9 protein-coding genes are annotated in these 23,724 nt (G+C 63.1%); all 9 read left to right on the top strand.

What is annotated here, in order from left to right:
- The first annotated feature begins 45 nt into the window (after positions 1 to 45).
- The 9 genes from ACLRGI_RS10700 (at position 46) to ACLRGI_RS10660 (ending at position 23,707) form a co-directional block, all read left to right on the top strand.
- Complete coding sequence (locus tag ACLRGI_RS10700; protein ID WP_419201635.1) at positions 46 to 6,177, top strand: Ig-like domain-containing protein; 6,132 nt, start codon at positions 46 to 48, stop codon at positions 6,175 to 6,177.
- Between the two features lie 250 nt (positions 6,178 to 6,427).
- Positions 6,428 to 12,535 (top strand): Ig-like domain-containing protein, encoded by a 6,108-nt coding sequence (locus ACLRGI_RS10695; protein ID WP_419201634.1) that lies wholly within the window; start codon positions 6,428 to 6,430, stop codon positions 12,533 to 12,535.
- A 67-nt stretch (positions 12,536 to 12,602) separates the two neighbouring features.
- Positions 12,603 to 13,574 (top strand): AAA family ATPase, encoded by a 972-nt coding sequence (locus tag ACLRGI_RS10690; protein ID WP_014921183.1) that lies wholly within the window; start codon positions 12,603 to 12,605, stop codon positions 13,572 to 13,574.
- A 90-nt stretch (positions 13,575 to 13,664) separates the two neighbouring features.
- Complete coding sequence (locus ACLRGI_RS10685; RefSeq protein WP_419201633.1) at positions 13,665 to 15,056, top strand: DUF58 domain-containing protein; 1,392 nt, start codon at positions 13,665 to 13,667, stop codon at positions 15,054 to 15,056.
- The gene (locus ACLRGI_RS10680; RefSeq protein ID WP_419201632.1) at positions 15,053 to 17,551 is read left to right on the top strand and encodes a transglutaminase TgpA family protein; all 2,499 of its coding nucleotides are present in this window, start codon (positions 15,053 to 15,055) and stop codon (positions 17,549 to 17,551) included. Before ACLRGI_RS10685 ends, ACLRGI_RS10680 begins: the two co-directional genes overlap by 4 nt.
- A complete protein-coding gene (locus ACLRGI_RS10675; protein WP_419201631.1) occupies positions 17,541 to 19,130 on the top strand; it encodes an RDD family protein in 1,590 nt (529 codons plus the stop codon). Before ACLRGI_RS10680 ends, ACLRGI_RS10675 begins: the two co-directional genes overlap by 11 nt.
- A complete protein-coding gene (locus tag ACLRGI_RS10670) occupies positions 19,127 to 20,053 on the top strand; it encodes a PP2C family protein-serine/threonine phosphatase (RefSeq protein ID WP_419201630.1) in 927 nt (308 codons plus the stop codon). Before ACLRGI_RS10675 ends, ACLRGI_RS10670 begins: the two co-directional genes overlap by 4 nt.
- Positions 20,040 to 21,950 carry an FHA domain-containing protein gene (locus tag ACLRGI_RS10665; RefSeq protein WP_419201629.1) on the top strand — a complete coding sequence of 637 codons (1,911 nt, stop codon included), beginning with the start codon at positions 20,040 to 20,042 and terminating at the stop codon, positions 21,948 to 21,950. The genes ACLRGI_RS10670 and ACLRGI_RS10665 overlap by 14 nt, the downstream gene beginning before the upstream one ends.
- Positions 21,947 to 23,707, top strand: a complete 1,761-nt coding sequence (locus ACLRGI_RS10660) for a serine/threonine protein kinase (RefSeq protein WP_419201628.1) — start codon at positions 21,947 to 21,949, stop codon at positions 23,705 to 23,707. Before ACLRGI_RS10665 ends, ACLRGI_RS10660 begins: the two co-directional genes overlap by 4 nt.
- The last annotated feature ends 17 nt before the right edge of the window (positions 23,708 to 23,724 follow it).

The following is a 23,724-nucleotide window of genomic DNA, read 5'->3' as shown; positions in this document are numbered from 1 at the left end:
GCGGCGTCGGCTGCCTGGTGCTGCCTGAATTGTGGGGGAATGTGGATGGCTCTGCCTGACGGGTCCGGAAACCGCCGTGCCAAGAATCGCCGGCGGAAGGTCATGACGGCGACCGCATTTTCCCTTGTTGCCGCAGTCCTGGTGACCGGCGCCATCCTCTATCCGGGGTTTAAGACCACGGAAGTGGACCTCAATGACGGCGGCGTCTGGGTGGTCAGCAAGTCCAAGAATGCAGCCGGAAGACTTAATTACCCTTCCAAGTCCTTGGACGGTGCGGTGACGCCGGCGAGCAAGGACTTCGATATCCTCCAGCAGGCCAGCGACATCTTCATTGACGACCCCGAAGGTGCCACCATCAACCCGGTCAGCGCCGCAAACATGCGCCTGGGCGGAGACCAGAAGCTTCCCGGCTCCGCGGAGGTAAGTTTCGGCCATAAAGTGCTGGCAGTCACCGACCCCTCAAAAGGCAAGGTCTGGGCACTATCACCCGGTTCCGTGGGCGGATTCAGCGACGAGTCCGAGCCACTGTTCGAGCAGTCGCCCGGAATTGTGTCGGTTGTAGGTACGGACGACACCATTCACACTGTGGATCCGGAGTCCGGCAGCGTCACCGCTACCAAGGTGGACGCCAACGGCAGGTCAGTGGATTCCCAGGTCCGCAAGGACGACGCCCTCAAGGGCGCAGGGGACCTGCAGCTCACAGCCGTAGGGGACAAAGCCGTGGTTCTCAACGAGGCTACGGGAAACATCGTTCTCCCGGGCGGCGCAACCGTTCACCTTGACGACGCCCGTGACGCGAAGCTCCAGCAAAGCGGACCTGCCGCAGACTTCGTGGCCATCGCCACCACCAAAGCCCTCCTGCTTCAGCCGTTGGATGGTGGCACAGCCAAAACCGTCCGGCCCGACGGCGAAGGCATTCCCGCAGCACCAGTGCAGCTGGGAACGTGCACTTACGGAGCGTGGTCCGGTGCCAACAAGTACATCCGCGAATGCAGCAACGAGGCTGACAATCGCCGTGCCGACGTTCCCAAGGCGAGTGCGTCGCCGTCGTACGTTTTCCGGGTCAACCGCGATCTTGTGGTTCTGAACGACGTCAACTCCGGCAACGTCTGGATGGTCAACCAGAACATGCAGTTGGTCAACAACTGGGACGACGTTATCCCTCCCCAGCAAACATCGGACGACGCCGACAAGGACTCCGCGGACGAAGTCCAGCAGACGGTCCTCCCGGACCGCAGCAAACCCAACACCCCGCCGGTTGCAAAGCCGGACGCCTTTGGCGTGCGCGCCGGAAAAACCACCCTCCTCCCGGTTCTGGACAACGATGCCGATTCCGACGGCGATGTCCTTACGGTCTCCGCCGACCAAGCCGTGAAGTCGGGGGCTTTGGCGCCTGTCTACGGCGGTACGGGTTTCCAGGTTTCCGTCCCGGCGGAGCAGTCCGGAGCGGAGACGTTCAAATACTCCGTGGATGATGGCCGTGGTGGAACCGCCGCGGCGAACGTTGACCTCCGGATCGTGCCGTCCGGTGAGAACAGTGCACCCCAACAGAAGCCCAACAGGAACAACGCATTGGTGGTGCAATCGGGAAAGATTGCCAACCAGTACATCCTCAATGACTGGATTGATCCCGACGGCGATGACATCTTCGCCGTCGCTGCCGTCAGCAGCGATCCTGCGGACCAGGTACGCATCAGGCCGGACGGGCTACTGACATTCCAGGATTCCGGTGCGGGGCCCGGCAAGAAGACCATTTCCGTGACGGTCTCCGACGGCGCATTGAGCACCGAGGGGCGTATCAGTGTGGACGTTCGTGCCCCAGGTGCGCTGCCTCCCATTGCCAACGCGGATCACGTGGTAGCTGTTGCAGGCCAGGACACGGTGATCGCTCCACTCAAGAACGATACCGACCCGCAAGGCGGCACACTCCGGCTTGCACAGGCACAGCCGGATGAACAGTCCACGGCCGTGATAGGCCCGGACCAGCAAACGTTCACTTTCAACTCGACATCCACCGGCCCCCACTACGTCACCTACATGGTCACCAACGGCCCGGCAAGCGCGCAGCAGTTGGTGCGCGTAGATGTAGTCTCCGGCAATAATGACGGCGCCCCTGTTGCAGTTCGGGACATTGCGCTTCTGCCCAGCGGCGGCAGCACGGTGGTGGACGTGCTTGGCAACGACTCGGATCCTGCCGGTGGCGTGCTGGTTGTCCAGTCGGTCACTGCAGAGGACGGCCTGCCGGTCACGGTAGCGGTTCTGGACCATTCGGTAGTCAAGGTCACGGACATTCGCGCTACGGGGCAACTTTCCCTGAAATACACCATTTCCAATGGCAAAGCGTCGGCCACGGGAGATATCTCAGTGCAGGTAGTACCGGCGCCCAGCAAGTTGCAGGCGCCGCAGGCCAAGCCGGACGAAGTGTCGGTACGCGTCGGTGACGTCGTCACCATTCCGGTCCTGGAAAATGATTCGGACCCCAACGGCGGGGAACTGACCCTCGACCCCGCACTGGCGCAACAGCCCGACGCCGCCGACGGCAGGACGTTCATCGCGGGTAATTCGCTCCGCTTCATCGCGGGGGAGATCCCCAAGACCGTCTATGCCATTTACAAGGTCAGCAACGCGTCCGGCCAAACTGACTCGCAACAGGTCACTATCCGTATCCGCGCCAGGGACGACGCCACGAACACCCGCCCGGAGCCGCGAAACCTGACCGCGCGTGTGGTGGCAGGCATGACCGTCAAGATCCCCGTACCGCTGGACGGAATTGACGCCGACGGCGACTCGGTGCAGCTCATCGGCGTCGACAAAGCGCCTGCCCTCGGCACCGCTGTGGTGCGGGACGGCTACATGGAATTCACCGCTGCCGCCACCTCCGCAGGCACTGACACGTTCAGCTATCGAGTGCGGGACCGCATCGGGGCCGAAAACACCGGCACCGTGATCGTGGGCATCGCACCGGCAGAAGCGAATAACCAAAAGCCGATCGCCGTGGACGACGCCATTGATGTCCGGCCAGGACGTCGCATTGCCGTGGACGCCCTGAAGAACGACTCGGACCCCGACGGCGATCCCATAGGCCTGGTCAATTCCTTCGAAGCCAACCCGGAACTTCAGGTTGAGGCTGCTACGGGCAAAATTCTGTTGACAGCACCCGGCGCTGCCGGCAACGAGAGCATCAGCTACCGCATCCAGGACGACAAAAAGGCGGAAGCCAGTGCTGTGGTCCGGGTCCAAACGAGCCCGACGGCGGCACTCCACGTTCCGATTGCAGTGGACGACCGCATCACGCTGGCCGAGACACTGGGCAAGACTGCCGTCGATGTGCCGGTACTGAAAAATGACTCTGACCCGGACGGCGTGGCGGAGGACCTGAGCATTACGCTGCCCGATGCGAATCCGAATGCCCGGGTAGGGGCCGCCGGCAACGTGGTGGTGACTCTTACTCCCCAGGATCAGCTGATCCCGTACACCGTGACGGACATGGATGGGCAGTCAGCAACAGCAGTGATGTGGATCCCTGGCCAAGGCCTGCAGTACCCAACCCTCGCCAAAACCCAGCCCGTTGAAGTCATGTCCGGCAAGGAAATCGCGCTTTCGCTCCAGGAGTATGTCCGCGTGCGCGAAGGCCGCCAACCGCGCCTTACGGTGGCGGACAAGATCCGGGTCCAGGGAGCCGATCCCAATAACGTCATATCGGGCGATGGAAATGCCCTGCGGTATGCGGCACAGACGGATTACGTAGGCCCGGGATCCATCACTTTCGAAGTGACGGATGGATCCGGTCCGGACGACTCGCAGGGACTGAAGTCCACGTTGACCATCATCACCAAGGTGATCCCGGACCCCAACGCCAACCACGTCCCCACCTTCAGCGGTGCGTCCATCGAAGCACCCAAGGGTGAAACCACCGAACTGGAATTGGCGAACCTTGCCAAGGACGTGGATGAAAAGGACCAGGGGAACCTGAAGTTCGAGCTCGACGGACAGCAGCCTGCGGGTTTCCAAACCAGGGTGGAAGGAACCGTCCTCAAAGTCACGCCGGACCTCTCTGCCAATCCAGGTGCTGTGGGCTCTTTCCCGCTGAAGGTTACGGACGGGCGCTCCGACGCAGTTCGGGCGACCGTGACGGCCACCGTCGTCTCGTCCAACAGGCCACGTCCGGCAGCCAACGATGACGCTGTTGAGAAGGCCAACGCCGGACGTTCCGAGACCATCAATGTGCTGGCCAACGACTTCAACCCGTTCGATGACTCACCGTTGACCATCGAAAGCGCCGCTGTGGAAACGGGCTCCGCGGGCGGCCAGCCAACGGTCTCCGGTGATTCGGTTACAGTGACTCCTGCGGACGGTTTCAAGGGCGTCATGGTGGTGCGGTACACGGTGCTGGACAAGACCAAGGACCCGTCGCGGCAGGCGGTGGGACGCGTCCGGATCACGGTCCGTGACAAGCCCGATGCTCCCTCGGCACCGGTAGCTACCGACGTCCGCAGCCGCACAGCGGTGCTCAAGTGGGCGCCGCCGTCGGACAATGGCGCAGCCATCACCAAGTACACGGTTAAGGCGGCCGGTTTCGAGCAGGTGTGCCCCACTACCACCTGCACGCTCTCCGGGCTGACCAACAACGTGAAGTACGTCTTCACCGTGTTCGCCACCAACGAGGTAGGGGATTCGCCGGCGTCCATCGCGTCCAACGAAATCCGGCCGGACGAGAAGCCCTCGCCGCCGGATGCCCCCACGGTCAAGGCCGGGGACAAGAACATGGCCATCACGTGGACCCCTGCCAAGACTGAGGGCTCTCCCGTGAAGCACTACAATCTGGAGATTTCCCCGCCTCCGGCCAATGGCATAGCCGTAAAGAACGAGGTCACGGGCCTGAGCTACACCTGGCCGGGCCTCAGCAACGGCGTGAAGTACAAGGTCCGTGCCCAAGCCGTTAATGAACTAGGCCCTTCGGACTGGGGCATGTACTCCCTTGAGGACAACCCGGCTGGCCTTCCGGCGGCTCCGGCTGCACCCACCACTGCCGTGCTGAAGTCTTTTGGAAGTAACAACCAGATCCGCGCGGACTGGACCAAGCCTGACATCAACGGTGATCCCATCAAGAACTACTACGTCACCATGAGCGGCGGAAACGGCGTCCCCCAAACCCAGACGATTCCGGGGAACGTCCGCTCCGCAGTCTTCACGGCCCAGAACGACGAAGCCGGCTACACTTTCACCGTTCAAGCGGAGAACAAGGCCGGCAAGGGCGGCGTCAGTGCACCTTCGGCACCGCGTCGTGCCACAGGAACGCTCGGCACAGTAAGCAATGTCACGGCAACACCTGCCAACACCGGGGGAGCGGGCAGGGCAGTCACCATCAACTTCTCGGTCTTGGACCAGACACAGCGCAACGGATCTACGCAAAGCGAAGTCAGTTACCGGTACATCGCCAGCACCGGCCAATCGGGCCCTATCACCCCAGGGCAAACGGTGGGCGGATTCACCAACGGGCAGGCCACTTCCATCACGGTTACCGCAGTGTCTTCGGTGGCGCCAAGTTCCAATGCCAGCGCGCCGGCAACCACCACGCCGTATGGTTCGCCCGGTACGCCATCTGCTTCGGGCGCCAACGGAGGGCAAAACAAAACCACTCTGACGCTGACCTGGTCTTCGCCGTCCACGGGCAGCAATGATGTAGCGGTTACCAAGATCAGGATTAGTGACGGTGAAACGGACGGCTGGATCACTGCATCAGCGTCCGGCAGCCGGGTGGTCAACACCGGTGGCTACAACCAGACCCGAACCATTGAAGTTCAGACGTTCAACTCCGTGGGCCAAGGCGGCGGCGTGGCTTCGGCGAGTGCTCAGAGTGGCCCGCAGAAGACGTCATGGGATGCTAACTTGCCTCCCGGTAGCTACCGAACTTGCACGGATACCGCACCGTCCGGCCAGACGTCGTGGGATCCTAAGCCCGGTGAGCACACGTGTGGCGGGAAGATTTACGGAGCTCCTTGGCAATACGAGTCAAATGGCACGTTCACGGTTAACTGCTACGTCAACCGCAGCACCCCGTACTTGAACTACGCCGCGTGGTACCGCCTGACCAGCGGAACCAACGCCGGCCGCTTCATCGCCCAGGGCAACACCACCTTGGGTGATCCCGGGCCGCACCAGATCCCGCAATGCTAGGCGAATGGAGGCTAGAGCGCCGGGTAGTTGTCCCCATCGCGCGCCGGGCAAGGGAGACAGTACGCTGTCAAAGCCAATGGATAGCCCGATCTCGGGTTTCCTTGGTTGGCCGTAGGGCGCGTGGGATAGTCTTAGGGACTGAAAATCCCGCCGCCGTACGGGGGAACTGCGGAACGTACGGCTGCCGGCATCTGCCGGTCGGCTTGGAAGCCACTGGGGAGCGGCTGGACACAAAGGGAATTCTGGGGCTGTGAGAACTTTCTTCGGCAAGCTGGGGCTGAAAAAGCGTCAAAACAAGAAGCTAATGGCGGGAACTGCTGTCACCGCAGCAGGTGCTTTGCTGATCACCGGGGCAATTCTGTACCCGGGGTTCAAGACCACCGAGGTGGACTTGAACGACGGCGGTGTGTGGGTGGTGAGCAAAACAAAGAACGCCGTGGGCCGGTTGAACTATCCATCGCGCGTTCTTGATGGCGCGGTTACCCCGGCCACCACCACCTTTGACGTCCTGCAGCATGACGGCAACGTCTTCGTTGACGACGAATCCGGCTCCACCATCAACCAGGTGTCGGCCGCGAACCTGAAGCTCGGCGGCGATAAGCAGCTGCCGTCGTCGTCGCAAGTCAGCTACGGCTCCACCGTCCTCTCCGTGACAGACCCGGCCCGCGGAAAAGTCTGGGCATTGTCTCCCTCCACCGTCAACGGCTTCGACGAAGAAGGAACCGAACCGGTACTCACGGGTTCGCCGGGTATGGTGTCGGCCGTGGGATCCGACAACCGCATCTACACAGCGGATCCGGGCAAGGGCGAAATTACTGTCACCACGGTGGACGCCAATGGCGAACGGACCGACACGCAGGTCAGCAAAGTGGACGAGCTTAAAGGCGCCGGCGACCTCCAAATGGCCGTGGTGGGTGATAAGCCGGTGGTCCTCGATGCCGTCTCCGGGAACCTTTTCCTGCCCGGCGGCCGCAAACTCCAACTGCAGGATGCCCGCGAAGCCAAACTTCAGCAGAGCAGCGAAGAGAGCAGCTACGTTGCCATTGCCACTCGGAAGGCCCTGCTGAAGCAGCCCTTGGACGGGTCCACGGCAGCAACAGTCAATGCTGACGGCGAAGGTGTCCCCGCAGCTCCGGTTCAGGTCAGCAAATGTGTCCACTCCGCCTGGTCCGGTGCCAACAAATACGTCCGCGACTGCGACAACGACGCCGACGACAAGAAGAACGACGTCCCCAAAGCCAGTGCATCGCCCAGCTACGTTTTCCGGGTGAACAGGGACCTGGTTGTCCTCAACGACGTGAACTCCGGCAGCGTGTGGCTGGTCAACCAGAACATGCAGCTCGTCAACAACTGGGACGATGTTGTCCCGCCCAAGAACCAGTCCGATGACCAGGACCAGGAGTCCGCGGACAACAACACCATCAATGTGCTCCCGGACCGCACCAAGCCCAACCGTCCGCCGGAGACCAAACCGGACGAGTACGGCGTCAGGCCGGGCCGGACCTCCATCCTCAGCGTGTTGGATAACGACTCAGACCCCGACGGCGATGTTCTCACCGCGTCGGTGGGTGCCAACGGCCCCAAAATGGGAGCACTGGAAAACATCTACGGAGGCTCAGCCTTCCAAATCAAGGTCCCGGCGGACGCCAAGCCGGGCACGGAAGTCTTCGACTACAACGCCGCCGACGGCCGGGACTTGTCCGCTGGCGGCAAGGTCACGCTGCGCGTAGTGCCCCCTGAAGAGAACAAACCGCCGCTCTTCAAGAGGGGAGAGCCCACCACCATGCTGGTGGAACAGGGCAAGTCAGTCAGCCAGAACATCCTGACCGACTGGATGGACCCGGACGGCGACGACCTCGTCTTGTTGGACGCAAAGTCGGACAACGACCAGGACCAGGTGAAGGTACGCCGCGACGGCCTGCTTACTTACCAGGATTCCGGTGCAGCACCGGGCAAGAAGAACGTCACCATCACCGTGTGGGACGGCAGGGCCACCACCACCGGCCGCATCGTGGTGAACGTGCAGCCGCCCGGTGCCCTCGCGCCGGTGGTCAACGCGGACCACGTCACCGCGGTTGTTGGCCAGGACCTGGTCATCGCCCCTTTGAAGAACGACGTGGACCCTAACGGCGGAGCCCTTCGGGTGGCCCAAGTTGAGGCTGCCGGAGCGGCCGAACTGGGCCCGGTAACCGACGGCGGTACTTTCACCTTCCGAAGCACTACCCCTGGCCCGATCTACCTGACATACATCGCCAGTAACGGGCCGCAAAGCAGCCAGGGGCTAATCCGTGTGGACGTAGAATCCGGTAAGGATGCCGGAGCACCCGTGGCCGTTCACGACGTCGCCCTGCTTCCTGTAGGTGGCAGCGTCCTGGTTGACCCGCTGGCCAACGATTCCGATCCTTCCGGGGGCGTGCTGGTCCTCCAGTCCGTCACCGTGCCCGATGGTTCCGCTGCCTCCGTAAGCGTGATTGACCACGGCGTCCTTCGCGTCACAGACGTCCTCGGCGCCAAGGAACCGTTCGTTTTCAGTTACACCATGTCCAACGGTCGCGCCTCAGCCACCGGCACGGTGGGCGTCGTCCCGGTGCCGGCTCCCGCCGTCGTCGAGGCTCCCCAGCCTAAGCCGGACGAAGTCAACGTTCGGGTGAACGACGTCGTGACCATCCCGGTCTTGGATAACGACACCCACCCTCAAGGCGAGGAACTGTCCGTGGACCCGGTGCTGGCGCAGAGCATCCCGGAGGAGGACGGCAAGGCGTTCGTTTCCGAGAAGACTCTTCGCTTCATTGCAGGCCCGACGCCGAAAACCGTGCGTGCCATCTACAACGCCGTGGATCCCCAGGGCCAGAAGAGTGCAGCAGCGGTCACCATTCACATCCTTCCGTTGGAAGGCGCCCAGAATTCGCGTCCGCAGCCTCAAAACCTGACGGCACGCGTAGTGGCCGGCGGCAGTGTGAGGATCCCGGTTCCGCTGGATGGCATAGACCCCGACGGCGACTCGGTACAGCTCACCGGCATTGACAGCACACCCACCATGGGAACGGCGACGGCGGGAAGCAGCTTCATCGATTTCGTCGCCGCCGGTGACGGCGCGGGTACGGATACGTTCAGGTACAAGGTGATCGACCGCCAAGGTGCGGTCAACACGGGAACGGTGACAGTGGGTGTCGCGCCCCGCGGCGAGGACAACCAGAAGCCCGCTCCTGTGGATGACGAGGTCAAGGTTCGTCCGGGCCGGCAGATCGCTGTGGACGCGACCGCCAACGACACCGATCCGGATGGTGACATCATCCGCATCCTGACCGACAGCATCGAGGCTGACGCCGGCCTCGATGCCAAGGTCAGCCAGACCAGCGGACGGATCCTTGTGACCGCTCCCGATGCGGAGGGCACCGTCAACGTCCGCTACTCCGTGGCCGACGACCGCGACGCAGTGGGACAAGCCAGCATCCGGGTGGTGGTCCGGAACGACCTTCCGCTGCAGGCACCGATCGCCCGTGACGACCGCGTGACATCTGCACAAACGCTGGGCAAGACTGCAGTGGATGTTCCTGTGCTGAAAAACGATGAGGACCCGGACGGCGTGGGGGAGAATCTCAAGGTCGCAACCGGATTGGACACCGCGCGTCCTGGTCCTGATGGCAACGTCATTGTTGACCTCACGGAGCAGCCGCAACTGGTGCCTTACACCGTGGAGGACGTGGATGGACAAAAGTCCACGGCCATCATCTGGGTTCCCGGTATTGGCCAGCAGGTTCCCACGCTCGCCAAGGACGAGGTAGTGGAACTTGTCTCAGGTCAGTCCGTCACGGTCAACCTCGCGGAGTGGGTCAAAGTCCGTGAAGGACGCTCACCGCGCCTGACCCAGACCGACCGCATCAAGCTCATTGGTGCGGACGGCAGCGATCCCATAGCCAACGGTGGTACCGCGCTGAAGTACACCGCTGGCGCGGAGTACGTGGGGCCCGGTTCCATCAGCTTCGAAGTCACGGACGGAACAGGGCCCGATGACCCCAACGGCTTGAAGTCGACGCTGAGCATCCGGACCAAGGTGCTGCCCGACCCCAACAAGAACAACCCGCCTGTCCTGTTGGGCAGCGAAGTGGAAGTTCCCAAGGGTGACTCCGCAAGCCTGGACCTGGAGAAGCTGACGTCGGATCCGGACTCGGATGACGTGCAGAACATGAGCTACGAGCTGGTGGGCGAAGCCCAAGGCGGCTTCAAGGTAAACGTGGACGGCAAGACGCTCAAAGTCTCCGCGGAGGATTCCGTGCAGATCGGGCAGTCGGGCACAGTCCAGGTCAAAGCAAAGGACCGCCGCGGGCTCGAAGCGGTGGCAACTTACAAGCTCTCCCTGTCGGCCTCCAACAGGCCCAAACCTGTGGCCAACGACGACACTGAGCCGGAGGCGCAATCCGGTAAGCCCGTCACGGTGAACGTGTTGGCAAATGATTCCAACCCGTTCCCGGAGACTCCACTGAAAATCAACTCAGCCGTCACCGAAACGGGACAGGGAACAGCTGAAGCGGCCGGTGACAGCGTGACCGTCACACCCGGAAGTGGATTCACCGGAACCATGGTGGTCGCCTACACCGTGGAGGATAAGACAGGCGAAATTTCCCGCTACGCCACTGCCCGCATCCGTTTGACTGTCAAGGACAAGCCTGAGGCACCTACAACGCCGCTGGCGCAGTCCGTGGGCGACCAAACCGCCTTGCTCACATGGAGTGCACCGGCTGATCGTGGTTCGCCCATCACCAAGTACACGGTGTACGGGGAGAACGGCTTCAAACAGGATTGCCCCGCCAACACCTGTACATTGACCGGCCTGACCAACAATGTGAAGTACCACTTTGCAGTCACGGCAACCAACGCGATCAAAGAATCCGAGCGCTCTCCGGTCTCGGCGGAAGTCCGCCCGGACGTCAAGCCCGACACCCCCCTGGCACCGACGCTGAAGTTTGGCGACCAGCAGCTGTCCGTAGCTTGGGTTCCGCCCGCAAGCAAGGGCTCGCCCATCAAGTCCTACGATCTTGAGATTTCCCCTGCTCCTGCAGGCCAGAACCCCCAGATCCAGAACCTCACGGCCAACAGCCATGTCTGGACCGGCTTAACCAACGGCGTGGCCTACAAGGTCCGGGTCCTGGCCAGGAACGACGCCAAGGAACCCTCGGAGTGGAGTACCTACTCCGCTGCAGAAACTCCAGCGGGCGTGCCGGCAACTCCTGCGGCCCCCTCAGTTGCGGGCGCCGGATCCGTAGGTAGCCAGAGCCAGCTGCAGGTCAGCTGGGCAGTGCCGAATAACAACGGTGACGCTGTTTCGGCCTACACGTTGACCACCTATATGGGAGGCGCCGTTGTGGGTACTCAATCTGTGGCGGCTACCTCTCAGAACGTCACCGTGGCGAACTCGGAAGCTGACTACACCTTCACGGTGTCGGCTACGAACAAAGCCGGTATCAGCGGGGTTAGCCAACAGTCTGCGCCTATCCGCGCTGCCGGAAAGCCCGGCATGGTGGGTACGCCATCCGCTGCCTTGGTTGAGACCAACGCTGATGGCGGCAAAATCCAAGTGACGTTCAATCCACTGACAGCTGCGGAGCGAAACGGAGCCAACGTCAATGAGATCAGCTACCGTTATGCCCTGACATCCGGTGGTGGCAGCGGCGCGATTCCCTCCGGCGGAGCTGTTGTGGCGGCCGCCAATGGAACCGACACAGCGGTAGTGGTGTGGGCAGTCTCCTCCCGCAACCCCACACCAGGAGACAGAAGCCCGGCATCAAACACCGTCAATCCCTATGGGCTTGCAGCTGCGCCGGTGGTCACCGGCAGCAAGAGCAGCGGCGTCGGCGACCAGACTGTGTCGTGGACCTGGAGCGCCCCGAGCGGCAATGGACGCCCTGTGACGGGATACCAGTACAGCCTCGAGGGTGGAGGGTGGACTGACACCGGGCAGAGGAGCTTCTCCACGAAGGTGGGCTTTAGCGAGACAAAAACGCTGAGAGTCCGTGCCATCAGCGGCGGCCAAGCTGGCCGGGTGGGCAGTGATACATCCCGCAGTGGAGCCGAACCGCCTCCGCCGCCTCCGCCCAACCCGCCCGCGCCATCGCAGATCCTGGCACATAACAGCACGTGCCCTGGCCAGCCAGGAAGACCGGACAGCTATAACCCCAGCGGTCCCACCTGTGGCGTCGGCTGGGTGGAGCGGTCGTGGGGCTGGATCGATGTCACCTGCAGGCAGGACATCTACCGGAACGGGACGCCCTGGTACAAGCTCAACGGCTCGCCGAAGGACGGCTGGTTCGTAAAGTCCACCACCGTGGACGTCCGCAATGGCGTACCGCCACCCTGCTGACTCATCGCCGGCCAACAAGCAACTACTACAACCCAACACCTCCATACCCAAGGAACAGGATCAACCGATGACCATGACAAACGAGCAGGCCGCGTGGTTTGCAGAAACGTTCGAGAAGCTCGTTGCCAACGTGGGCAAGGCCGTGTTGGGCAAGGAACACGTCATCCGGCTGACGTTCACGGCGATGATGGCCGAAGGCCACGTCTTGTTTGAGGACGCACCCGGCACTGGTAAGACCTCGCTGGCCCGTGCCTTGGCCGCAACGGTGCAGGGTTCGCATAACCGTATCCAGTTCACGCCTGACCTTCTGCCCTCTGACGTGACGGGTGTGACTATCTACGACCAGAAGACGCAGAAGTTCGAGTTCCATAAGGGCCCGGTCTTCAACAACATCGTCCTGGCTGACGAAATCAACCGTGCCTCTCCGAAGACGCAGTCTGCATTGCTCGAAGTCATGGAGGAGTCCCGGGTGACCGTGGACGGCACCACGTACGAGGCAGGCCGCCCGTTCATGGTCCTGGCTACGCAGAACCCCATCGAACAGGCGGGAACTTACCGTCTGCCCGAGGCGCAGCTTGACCGTTTCCTCATCAAAACCTCCATCGGCTACCCGGACCACGCTTCCACCGTCCGGCTGCTCGGCGGGGCCAACCTGAAGGACCGTTCGAAGGACCTCACGCCGTTGATCACTACCCAGGCCGTGGCTGATATGGCGGACCTGGCAGCCACCACCCACGTGGACACTGCGGTGCTGGAGTACATTTCGCGGCTCTGCGAGGAAACCCGCAACGCGAGCGAAACGCGCCTTGGTGTTTCTGTCCGTGGTGCCTTGGCCATGGTCCGGGCCGCGAAGGTTTGGGCGGCCAGCCAGGGCCGGAACTTCGTGCTGCCCGACGACATCAAGGAGCTCGCGCCCGTGGTGTGGACCCACCGTTTGGTGATGGACCCTGAAGCCGAATTCTCAGGAGCAACACCCGAGGTGGTACTCACCCGCGTCCTCGCCGACGTCGCCGCCCCGCAGCAACGCGCCAGCGCATAAACCCAGCGCCGGCGCCTAACCACGGCGTCGGCGACTGGTAACAGCGCCACGCGATTCCCCACCGCACCCAGCTCGAACAAAGGCCCAGACATGTCCTCCAGCACACCCCTGAACAGGGCTGCTGACTCGTTGAAGCGCGCTACGTCTGCGCTCGGCGGCAAGATGCGTTCCCTGCGCGAGCCGGGCAAGCGCCCCGGCCAGCCAGGTAAACGCGGCACCACCAGCAAGCTCCACCCCGCAGCCGTTTGGTCGGAAGCAGCCGGAACCGCCGGTGACTTCCTTGCGCCGGCGTGGAGCAGGGTGCGCGCTGTCTGGCTGAAGTTCGTGTGGCCCGTCCTCGCGGTGGTGAGCCTGCTCGGCTGGGTGGTGTTGGCTGCCTCGATCGGGCTCTGGTGGGCAGGGCAGGCGTGGGGTTGGCAGGAAGCCAAGTCCGCGGCCTTGGTGGCCTTTTTGCTCTTCCTCCTGGCCATCGCTTTCATTGTGGGCCGCTCGGCTTATGGCGTGGTCCTGGACCTTGCGCGCACCCGTGTGGCAGTGGGGGATGACGCCGTGGGCAGCATTGCAGTGTCCAACGTTTCCACCAGGCCGTTGTTGCCTGCGGCCTTGGAGCTCCCGGTGGGTACCAATACTGCCGTTTTCCATTTGCCCCGGATGAAGCCGGCGCAGGTGCATGAGGATCTCTTTACCATTCCCACGGCGCGGCGGGCCGTGATCGTGGTGGGTCCGGTCCGCTCGGTGCGCGCCGACCCCCTCCACCTGCTGCGACGTCGGGTGATGTGGACTGATCCGGTGGACCTGTTCGTGCACCCCCGCACAGTATCGCTCGGTAGCTCGGCGGCTGGTTTTATCCGGGACCTTGAGGGCATGCCCACCACGGAACTGTCCAGCGCCGACGTCTCGTTCCATGCTTTGCGCGACTACGTTCCCGGCGATGATCGGCGCCACATCCACTGGAAGACCACGGCCCGCACCAACAAGCTTATGGTTCGCCAGTTCGAGGAGACCCGGCGCGCGCACCTGGCTATCTCGCTCTCCATCAATACCGACGAGTATGACTCCGAGCCCGAGTTCGAAATGGCCATCTCTGTGGCCGCTTCCATTGGCAGGCAGGCCATTCGCGAGCAGCGTGAGCTGGACGTCCTGACCCAGAAGGGGCCTCTACGCTGCGAAACCGGCCGTACCTTGCTGGACGACATGACCCGGATTGTCGGGGCACCCATGCGCAAGACCGCCGTCGACCTCGCCCGAACCCTTTCAGATACCGTCCCTAACGCCTCCGTGGTGTTCTTCGTAGTGGGCAGCCACGTGACAGCCACCCAACTGCGTTCGGCAGCCGCGTCCGTCCCTCCGGGCGTACGGAGCCTGGCGGTCCGTGTCCAACCCGGAGCGGCGCCGTCGAGGGCCAACATCGCGGACCTGACGGTCCTCACAGTCGGCGACCTGGACGATCTCGCCATAGTTCTTCGAAAGGCGGCAGCATGAGCACCGCGCCCAATCTTCGTGTGCGTCCCCGCGCAGCCAAGGGAACAAGCAAGGGGCCCCGGTCGGCGGCCCGCGGCACCGGAGGATCGATATTCGACGACGGCAGGCCGCTGTGGCATTTTGCCGTTGACTGTGGGGCACTCGTGGTGCTGCTGTTCCTTGGCGTCCTTGGTTTCACGCTGAGCTTCGGGGGAGACGCCCACTATTTGTTCGCAGGTCTGGGCGGTGTGCTGCTGGGGCTGGGCATCGCTGTCCTCAACGTGCGCTTCCGCCTGGGACTGCTCATCACCACCGCCGTGACGTTCGGCGCCTACATGGTATTTGGCTCGGCCTTGGCCGTGCCGGACTCGGCTGTCGTCGGCTTCCTGCCCAGCCTCGACTCGCTGCGTACCCTCCTGCTGGGCATCGTGTTTGCCTGGAAGGACATGCTCACCGTTGGCGTTCCTGTGGGGACAGCGAATGGCATGCTCATTGTGCCGTTCCTCAGTTCATTGGTGACGGCTCTGGCAGCTGGTCTGCTGACGTGGCGTTTGAAGAGCCCGTACTGGCCGTTGCTTCCCGTGCTGGTCCTCTTCGTCACGGGAATCGCGTTCAGCACCAGCGCCGGTTTCCTCAATGTGGAGCGCGGCGTCTCGCTGACCATTGTCTCTATTGTGTGGGCGACATTCCGCCGGGACGTGCTCCGCCGGAACAGCACCAAAGCCGTTTCGGCCAACAGGCCGGATTCCGACGCCGCTACGGCCCGCCGCGGCCAGCTCCGCCGCTTGGGGACTGCTGCTGCCGTGATCGCTGTTGCGGTCGGGGTCACCGCCATCGCCTCGCCGTTGGTCACCGCGAGCGATGACCGGAAGGTGCTCCGCAACACGATCGTCCCGCCGTTCGACCCCCGCGAGTATGTCACTCCGCTGGCGAGCTTCCGCAACTTCGTCAAGGACGAGAAGGACACTACGCTGTTCACGGTCAAGGGGTTGCCCAAGGACGCCCGCGTCAGGCTGGCGGCACTGGATGCCTTCAATGGCGTGAACTACAGCATGGATCCCAACAGCTCCGGCAACTTCAGCAAAGTGGGCGATGCCCGTTCGCTGAACACCCTGGCTGACTCCGGGAGCCCGGTGGAGGGCACCAACTACACGCTGGACATCACTGTTGAGGATTACCAGGGCTACTTTGTCCCTGGTGGCCGGCACACCACGGGCATGAGCTTCGCGGACACGTCCGGCGCAGCCTCAGGGCTCTACTTCAATGCCGGCACGGACACCGCCGTCACCACCAAAGGCCTGGTTAAGGGCGAGAACTACACCGTGCAGGTCTCGGATCCCGGGACCCTCGAACACGGCCAGCTAACGCAATACGACTTTGCAAAGCTCACACTGCCCGAGGCGGAGGAAGTACCACCCATCGTGGCTTCACAGGCCAACCAGATTTCCGCGGATGCTCCTACCGCCATTGACCGCGTCCGGCAGATCGAGGCCCACTTCCAAAAGAGTGGCGCCTTCAGCAATGGCCTGGTGGCTGAGGGGCAGCTCCCAAGCCTTCCCGGTCACAGTGCTGCCCGTGTGCGCAACATGCTCTCCGCCAAGCAGATGCTGGGCGACGACGAACAGTACGCCGTGTCCATGTCCCTCATGCTCCGCCACCTTGGCATCCCGTCCCGGGTGGTCATGGGGTTCTACCCGGACCCCAAGAGCCCCGAGAACGGTGCCGGCGATATCAAGATCACCGGCAAGGACGTCCACGCCTGGGTGGAGGTGGCGTTCGACCGCGTGGGATGGGTCACCTTCGATCCCACCCCGCCCAAGGACAACGTGCCTATCCCACCGGACCCCGAGAACAAGTCCAAACCCAAACCCCAGGTGCTGCAGCCGCCGCCCCCGCCGCAGGAACCCGCGGACTTGCCGCCGGACTCCACCCCCGACGCGCTGGACGCTGACGAGAAGAAGAACAACCCGTGGCTCTTCTGGGGTCCGCTGCTGGCAGCCATCGGTGTGGCGCTGATTCCACTCGCGATTCTCGCCTTGCCGCTGTTGCTGATCCTCTTGTTGAAATCACGACGCCGGAAGGCGCGCTACCGTGATGGCCACCCCGCCCAGCGGGTGGGCGGAGGCTGGAATGAAGTGCTGAGCCTGGCCACCGACATGGGTGCCTCGATTGACACCAAGTCCACCAGGCGCGAATCGGCCACAGTCATCGCCGATGCGTTCCCCACCGCCGGGAGCACCACCACGATGCTTGCCCACCGGGCCGATGCCGCTGTCTTCGGCGCAGGCCAGCCCAGCGAGGACGAGGTCAAGGAATACTGGGAAATCGTTGACACGTCTCTGACCGACATCACGGGTAGCGTTGGTTTCTGGAAACGCCAGCAGGCACGGTTCTCGCCGCGTTCCTTGCTTTCGGACGGCCGGGCGGCGCTGCGTCGTCGGCAGCAAGCGCCCGGCGACCCAAGCAAGCGCCGGTTCTCATTGCCGTTCAAGAAGGACACCACCCATGAGCAGTGAGACCGAGCTGTGCCCGGCCTGCCGTCATGCGGTACTTCCGGGCGCAACGTTCTGCACCCGGTGCGGATCGCCTTTGAATAACCGTGGTGCCCGCAAGGAAGGCAACATCAACCATGCCCGGAAGGCAGCGTTGGAGTTCGCTAACCGGCAGGGCTTGCCCGATCCCGGTAGTATCTCGGTAGTGTCGGCGCCGGCGTCGCCGATGCAGCACGGACCAAAAACAATGCCGGACCACATGCCGGGGCCAGGGGGAGGGACCACTATGACCACCAAGCTCGAGTTGGCGCCGGCCTCTGCCGGGAAACGTCTGGGCGCAGCTGTCCTGGATTGGCTGGGTCCCGTTGCCGTGCTCGCCGTGACGTTCACCATTGGAATTGCCGGCATCACTCAAACCCGCAGGAACGGCTTCATTGTCTACGACACGGGCCTCTTGGTCCTCTTGGGCAGCATCGGCCTGGGCGTGACCGTGGTTTACACCTTTGTCCTCCTTGGAATTGAGGCAAAGTCCGGTAACACCATCGGCAACCAGCTCATGGGGATCCGCAGTGCGGACTCGGACGGCTACGCGCCGGGTGCCGGTGTTGTGTTCGTTCGCGGGATACTCACCGGTGGCCTCCTGATGCTGGGATCCATCGTTGCCGTCATCCTGTCGGCCCTCGGCCAAATCGGGTTGGTCCTATGGATCGCCCTGCCGCTGATGTTCCTTGGTGTTGTCTGGGCTTTCCTTGTAGTCATCTCCAACGCCTGGGACGGCAACGGCAAGTTGCGGGGTTGGCACGACAAAGCGGCGAAGTCGTTGGTGTTCGATGTGAACGTCGGTCGTAATCCGGTGACCACGGGAGGCATCCAGGGGCCGTACAGTTTCGCGCCGATGGACCTTCCTCCGGTTCAACCCGTGGCTTCTCCGGTCCCTTCCGCGCCTGCACCCGGTGCCCGTCAGAACGCGAACGCACAGGTAGCTCCTGCACAGGTCCCTGCACAGTCCGCACACCAGGTGACTCCATCAGCACCGGCCGTGCAGCCTTCACACGACCCGAACCAGTGGCGCCCACCCACTGCACCCTTCACGCCGGCTCCCTTCGCATCGGCGGCCGGCACGCCAGCAGCACCGAGCGCATCAATGGCGCCAACCCCATCAATGGCACCAACTCCTGTGGCGATTGCGCCGCAGCAGGCCCCCACCTCCGCCGCCCACCCGGACGACGACGTGGAGCGCACCCAGATGCGTCCGGGTGCAGCCCGGGCGCAGGCTGTCCTGCGGATCCGGATCGACGATGGACAGGACATTCAGTTGGGCGGGTCAGTCCTCCTCGGCCGTAACCCGGCGCCTCAGCCAGGGGAGTCCGTGGAACAATTGCTGCCCGTATCAGATCCCGGCCGGTCTATTTCCAAAACGCATCTGCACTTGCGCGTTGATGGCGACGGCGTCTGGGTTACGGACCGTCATTCCACCAACGGCAGCGCTGTTACCACCCCTGATGGCGTCCAGACCAGGCTCCACCCGGGCGAAGCAAGCTTTGTCCGTCCCGGTTCCACCGTTCACTTTGGGGACCGTTCCTTCCACCTAGGACAAGCATGAACTCACAGCCGGCCACGCCCGCCAACGCCGAAGCGGGTCCCGCCGCAGGCGGATCCTCCTTTCGACTCAGCTACGGGTACGGAACGGACCGCGGGCTTCGCCGCGAACTGAACGAAGACTCGTTCATTGCCTCTGACCCCGTGTTCGCCGTCGCTGACGGCATGGGTGGACACGAGGCGGGCGAGATTGCCAGCGGGATGTGTGTCCGTGCCTTGGGCAGTGAGCCTGAACTGTCAGCCGGCGTGCGCACTGCAACGGCTGCCGACCTTCAGTCATGCCTGTTGAAGGCAGATGCTGCGATTCGCACTGCAACGGGAGCCCGCGCCGGCACCACACTGTCCGGTGTTGTGGTGGTGGAACAGATGGGCCTGCCGTACTGGCTGGTGATGAACATCGGTGATTCCAGGACTTACCGCCTCAGCCAAGGGGAGTTCACCCAAGTCAGCGTGGACCATTCCGAGGTACAGGAACTGGTGGATTCCGGGGATATCACCGCGGAGCAGGCAACTGTCCATCCCCGCCGCCACGTTGTGACCCGTGCCTTGGGCACCGGGGACGAGACAGAGGCCGATTTCTGGTTGCTTCCCATCCAGGAAGGTGACCGGATCATGATCTGCTCGGACGGCCTCAACGGCGAACTGGGCGATGACCACATGTTCCGTATCCTCAGCACTGTGGCCCATCCGCAGGATGCCGTGGACGCATTGATCCAGGCTGCACTGCGAAGCGGTGGCAGGGACAACGTCACCGTCATCATCGTGGACGCCAAGAACGTCCTGAACGATGCCGGCATAGCCATCACCGCGCCCCGCCCTGAGGTTTCGTCCGACGTAGAAGAGGACACTCTTCCCCGGGCCTGGGTCAATGGCACGGACCAGGTATCCGCGGCTAACCAGGAGGAAGGCGTCGATGGCAAGCAGTAACCACCTATCGCTGACCCGCTACCAGCCGGGTGAGTGGTTCGGAGTAGTGCGGAGCGGAACCGTGGTACTCCTGGGTCCGGAGACACCGCACGCACTGATCGACACCGTCTGGGAGTTGCTGGCTTCCGCGCCTGAGGCCCACGAAGTCCTTCATGAGGTGACGGATGCCTTCGGCGTTTCGCTCAGCCGCATCCCGCCCTTTGGAATTATCGATTCAAAGGATGCGCTTCGAGTGTTTCTCCGGGGAGACCTGGAACTGGTTGTGCACACGGCCAAGGAAGAGGAACGCCTAACAGGGCGCGACGTCACCACCTGGACGGAACGACGACTGGCAGACGCCACCTCGTACAGCGTTCGGATCGGTGATTCACCGGCCCCGTCCGCGGGAACTCCGACGTCGGGTGGAAACGTGCCGCTGAACAGCTCTCGCGTGAACAGCTCGCACTTAAACAGTCTTCCGCTGGGGGAGGGAGTAGTGCTCCTGGCCTCGCTCGAGGCCTCGGCCCGAGCTGCCGCCCACGTTGACGCTAAACCTGAAGTCCGGCCCGCGGCCGTTTCCGATGAGACCATGATCGGCTACACGGAAGCAGACCTTGGCCTGACGATCGCCCCGGGTCACATGATCCCCGCTGGTGAGCATTCCACCGCCGCATCATCGACCGCCGTGCCTTCCACCAGCGAGTCTTCCACCAGCGAGTCTCCCGCCAGCGAGTCTCCCTCCGCCCCGGAACGTGTTGTTACCGACGTACCCGAGGCGGAGGAGGAGACTGGCCTCGCCGATGTACCTGTTCCCGAAGAGCCTGCCCCCGGAGAACATGCTCATGGGGAAGCACCCGGGGTGCCCGTCCACACGAGCACCACCGATCCATTGCTTCCCACTCTGGAAAACACCACAAACTATGACCACTTGTGGGATAAGACGGTGATGCGCAACATTGAGGACGCTGCCGTCCGCACGGACGACGCGTCTGACGAGCACGACTCACCCGCGTCGACACCCACCGAGTCGACACCCACCGGGTCGACGCCCCCCGATGCGACACCAGCTCCGGCACCTGCTTCAGAGGCTCCGGGAACCCCATTTCCAGCCGTGCAGACTCCAGGCGCGCAGTCTCCAGCCGCGCATTCTTCCCTTGAGAGCGCGCCTGAAGCAACGCCGTCGAGCGGCCTGATTGATTCCGTCCCGTGGCTGCGCAGCGGGTCCTCCACCCTTAAACCGGGAAGTGACAAGCCAGCGGATCCGCCCAGGACAGTGGTTGATCCTGCTGCCCAAGTGCCGTCGGCTTGGAAATCGGCTCCAACGGCCACGTCCACAGCCATGGCCGTGGACGAGGACTCCGACCATGACGGTCAGACAATCATGAAGAGCAGCCTTCCCGCTGAGGACGAAGCAGGAGCCAATGCCGCTGACGGGCGGGCGGAGACCCCCGCCGTCAATGGACCGAGTGTTTTGGCACGCATGTGCTCCCAAGGCCACGCCAACCCGCCCACGTACCCGCAGTGTTCCGTATGCGGGGTTGCCGTTTCCGGTGACGCGGTCCAAGTCCCACGTCCACGGCTGGGCAGGATGCGGCTGTCCACAGGAGAGCTGATTGATCTTGACCAGTCGCTCATCATCGGCCGGCAGCCGTCGGTTTCCCGTGTACAAGGCGGCACCATGCCCCGCCTTGTTCAAGTGGACAGCGCCGGAGGAGACATTTCCCGCTCCCACGTAGAGGTCCGGCTTGAGGGTTGGCACGTCATGTTGTGCGACCTGAAGGCAACCAACGGAACTGTGCTCATCCGGGAGGGCCAGGCACCGCGCCGGCTTGCCCAAAACGAGATGGCTATCCTGTTGGACGGCGACATCGCCGAACTCGGTGACAACATTTCATTGCGTTTCGAGGAGATTCTTTGAGTTCCAAGAGGCCCCCTGCGCCGCCTCCACCCATCCCGGGTTTCAAGTACATCAGCCTGCTCGGCTCTGGTGGCTTCTCGGATGTCTACCTTTATGAGCAGGACAGGCCACGCCGAAAAGTAGCGGTCAAGGTGCTGCTGTCCGATCTGAAGACCGAAGGGGCACGCCGCCGTTTCGAGTCCGAAGCGAACCTCATGGCGCAGTTGTCATCACACCCTTACATCGTGACGATCTTCGAAGCCGAGATCACCGAGAATGGGCACTCGTACCTCGCCATGGAGTACTGCTCCAGGCCGAGCCTTGACGTCCGTTATCGTCGCCAGCGCTTCAGCGTTGATGAGGTTCTGGCCGTCGGAATCCAGGTGGCCTCCGCCGTCGAGACCGCGCACCGGGCCGGCATTGTGCACCGGGACATTAAACCCGCCAATATCCTGGTGACCGATTACAACCGGCCCGCCCTGACGGACTTCGGCATCTCCGGCACCATCGGTGCCGATACCGAGGATGACGCCGGAATGTCCATCCCGTGGTCTCCGCCTGAACAGTTCCGCGGGGGCGCCGTGGACGGTGTTCCCGTGGATATTTGGGCCTTGGGCGCAACCCTGTACACGCTCTTGGCGGGTCGTTCGCCGTTTGTCCTTCCTGGACAGGACAACTCGCAACGTGAATTGATCTCCCGCATCACCAACTCACCACTGCCCAGGCTGGGCCGTGCCGACGTTCCTGAGTCACTGGAACTCGTCCTGGCCACATCCATGGCCAAGTCACCGGAATCCCGCTATTCCTCAGCGCACGCTTTCGCGCTGGCACTCCAGCGGATCCAGGCTGAACTGAACCTGTCCGTGACGCCTTTTGAGGTGCTGGAGGAGCCCGGGCACGGTGACGATCAGCATCCGGATGACAACTTCGAAGAAACCCGTGTCCGGAGCATCGCCTCGATCGATCCCGACGCCTCGGGAACCGCCACTACAGGGTCAGCGCCCACCTTCCCGGCACGGACTTTCCCGTCAACCGTTCCCGGTGCCCCTCAACAGCCGAAACTGCCGCCCACCGGCCAACGGCCCGCCGGCCCTCCGCAAACTGTCCCGTCCCACACCGGGCCATCGGCCCCGCCCCGGTTTCACGCTCCGGCGTCGGGATACACGGCGCCTGGTTCGTACACAGCGCCGGGCAGCCAAAACAGTGCCCCTGAGTCTGAGACTGCGGAGTCCACCGTCCTTCGCGGCTGGCAGGCTTCCCGTCCACAGGACGATCTCGGCGCAACAGTCAGCCGCTCCAACACTTCCGCGGGTGCTGCACCGGAGACTGAGACGGACGCTCCTCCCCTAGATCACAGCAAACGAAATCTTTGGCTTGCCGCCACGGGCGCAGCGGTGCTGGTAGTCGCCATCGTGGTTGGCGTGGTGCTGGGGGCTCAAGCGCAGCCCAAGGTGGCACCTACGGAAGCTGCCAGCAAGCCGCCCGCCGATGCGTTGAGCGACGGCAGCGTCCCGGACGTCGAAGGACTTTCCGGAGTGCGCGACGCGAAGGATGGGAAATCTCTCGAACTCCGATGGAAGAACCCTCAGCCCCAGACGGGCGACATGTTCAAGTGGCGGTATAAAGACGCCAAGACCGAGGGCGAATACAAAAACACCTATGAAGAGAACACCGTTGTCTGGGCTTTCGAATCGCCCACCTGCGTCCAGGTGATCATTGTCCGTACCGACGGTTCCGCATCACCCGGTGGTCCGGATTCCATCGTTTGCGTCGATTAGTCATCGGGTTCATGAGA

The sequence above is a fragment of the Paenarthrobacter sp. PPS72 genome (assembly GCF_048537125.1).
Taxonomy (GTDB): Bacteria; Actinomycetota; Actinomycetes; order Actinomycetales; family Micrococcaceae; genus Arthrobacter; species Arthrobacter nitroguajacolicus_E.
Note: the sequence above shows the minus strand (reverse complement) of the source record. Positions and strands in the feature narration are given on the sequence as shown.

Bases quoted from the DNA above. Each gene is read 5' to 3' on its own strand.
- ACLRGI_RS10700 (WP_419201635.1), top strand. From the start codon at position 46: ATGGCTCTGCCTGACGGGTCCGGAAACCGCCGTGCCAAGAATCGCCGG.
- ACLRGI_RS10690 (WP_014921183.1), top strand. From the start codon at position 12,603: ATGACCATGACAAACGAGCAGGCCGCGTGGTTTGCAGAAACGTTCGAG.
- ACLRGI_RS10685 (WP_419201633.1), top strand. From the start codon at position 13,665: ATGTCCTCCAGCACACCCCTGAACAGGGCTGCTGACTCGTTGAAGCGC.
- ACLRGI_RS10680 (WP_419201632.1), top strand. From the start codon at position 15,053: ATGAGCACCGCGCCCAATCTTCGTGTGCGTCCCCGCGCAGCCAAGGGA.
- ACLRGI_RS10675 (WP_419201631.1), top strand. From the start codon at position 17,541: ATGAGCAGTGAGACCGAGCTGTGCCCGGCCTGCCGTCATGCGGTACTT.
- ACLRGI_RS10670 (WP_419201630.1), top strand. From the start codon at position 19,127: ATGAACTCACAGCCGGCCACGCCCGCCAACGCCGAAGCGGGTCCCGCC.
- ACLRGI_RS10665 (WP_419201629.1), top strand. From the start codon at position 20,040: ATGGCAAGCAGTAACCACCTATCGCTGACCCGCTACCAGCCGGGTGAG.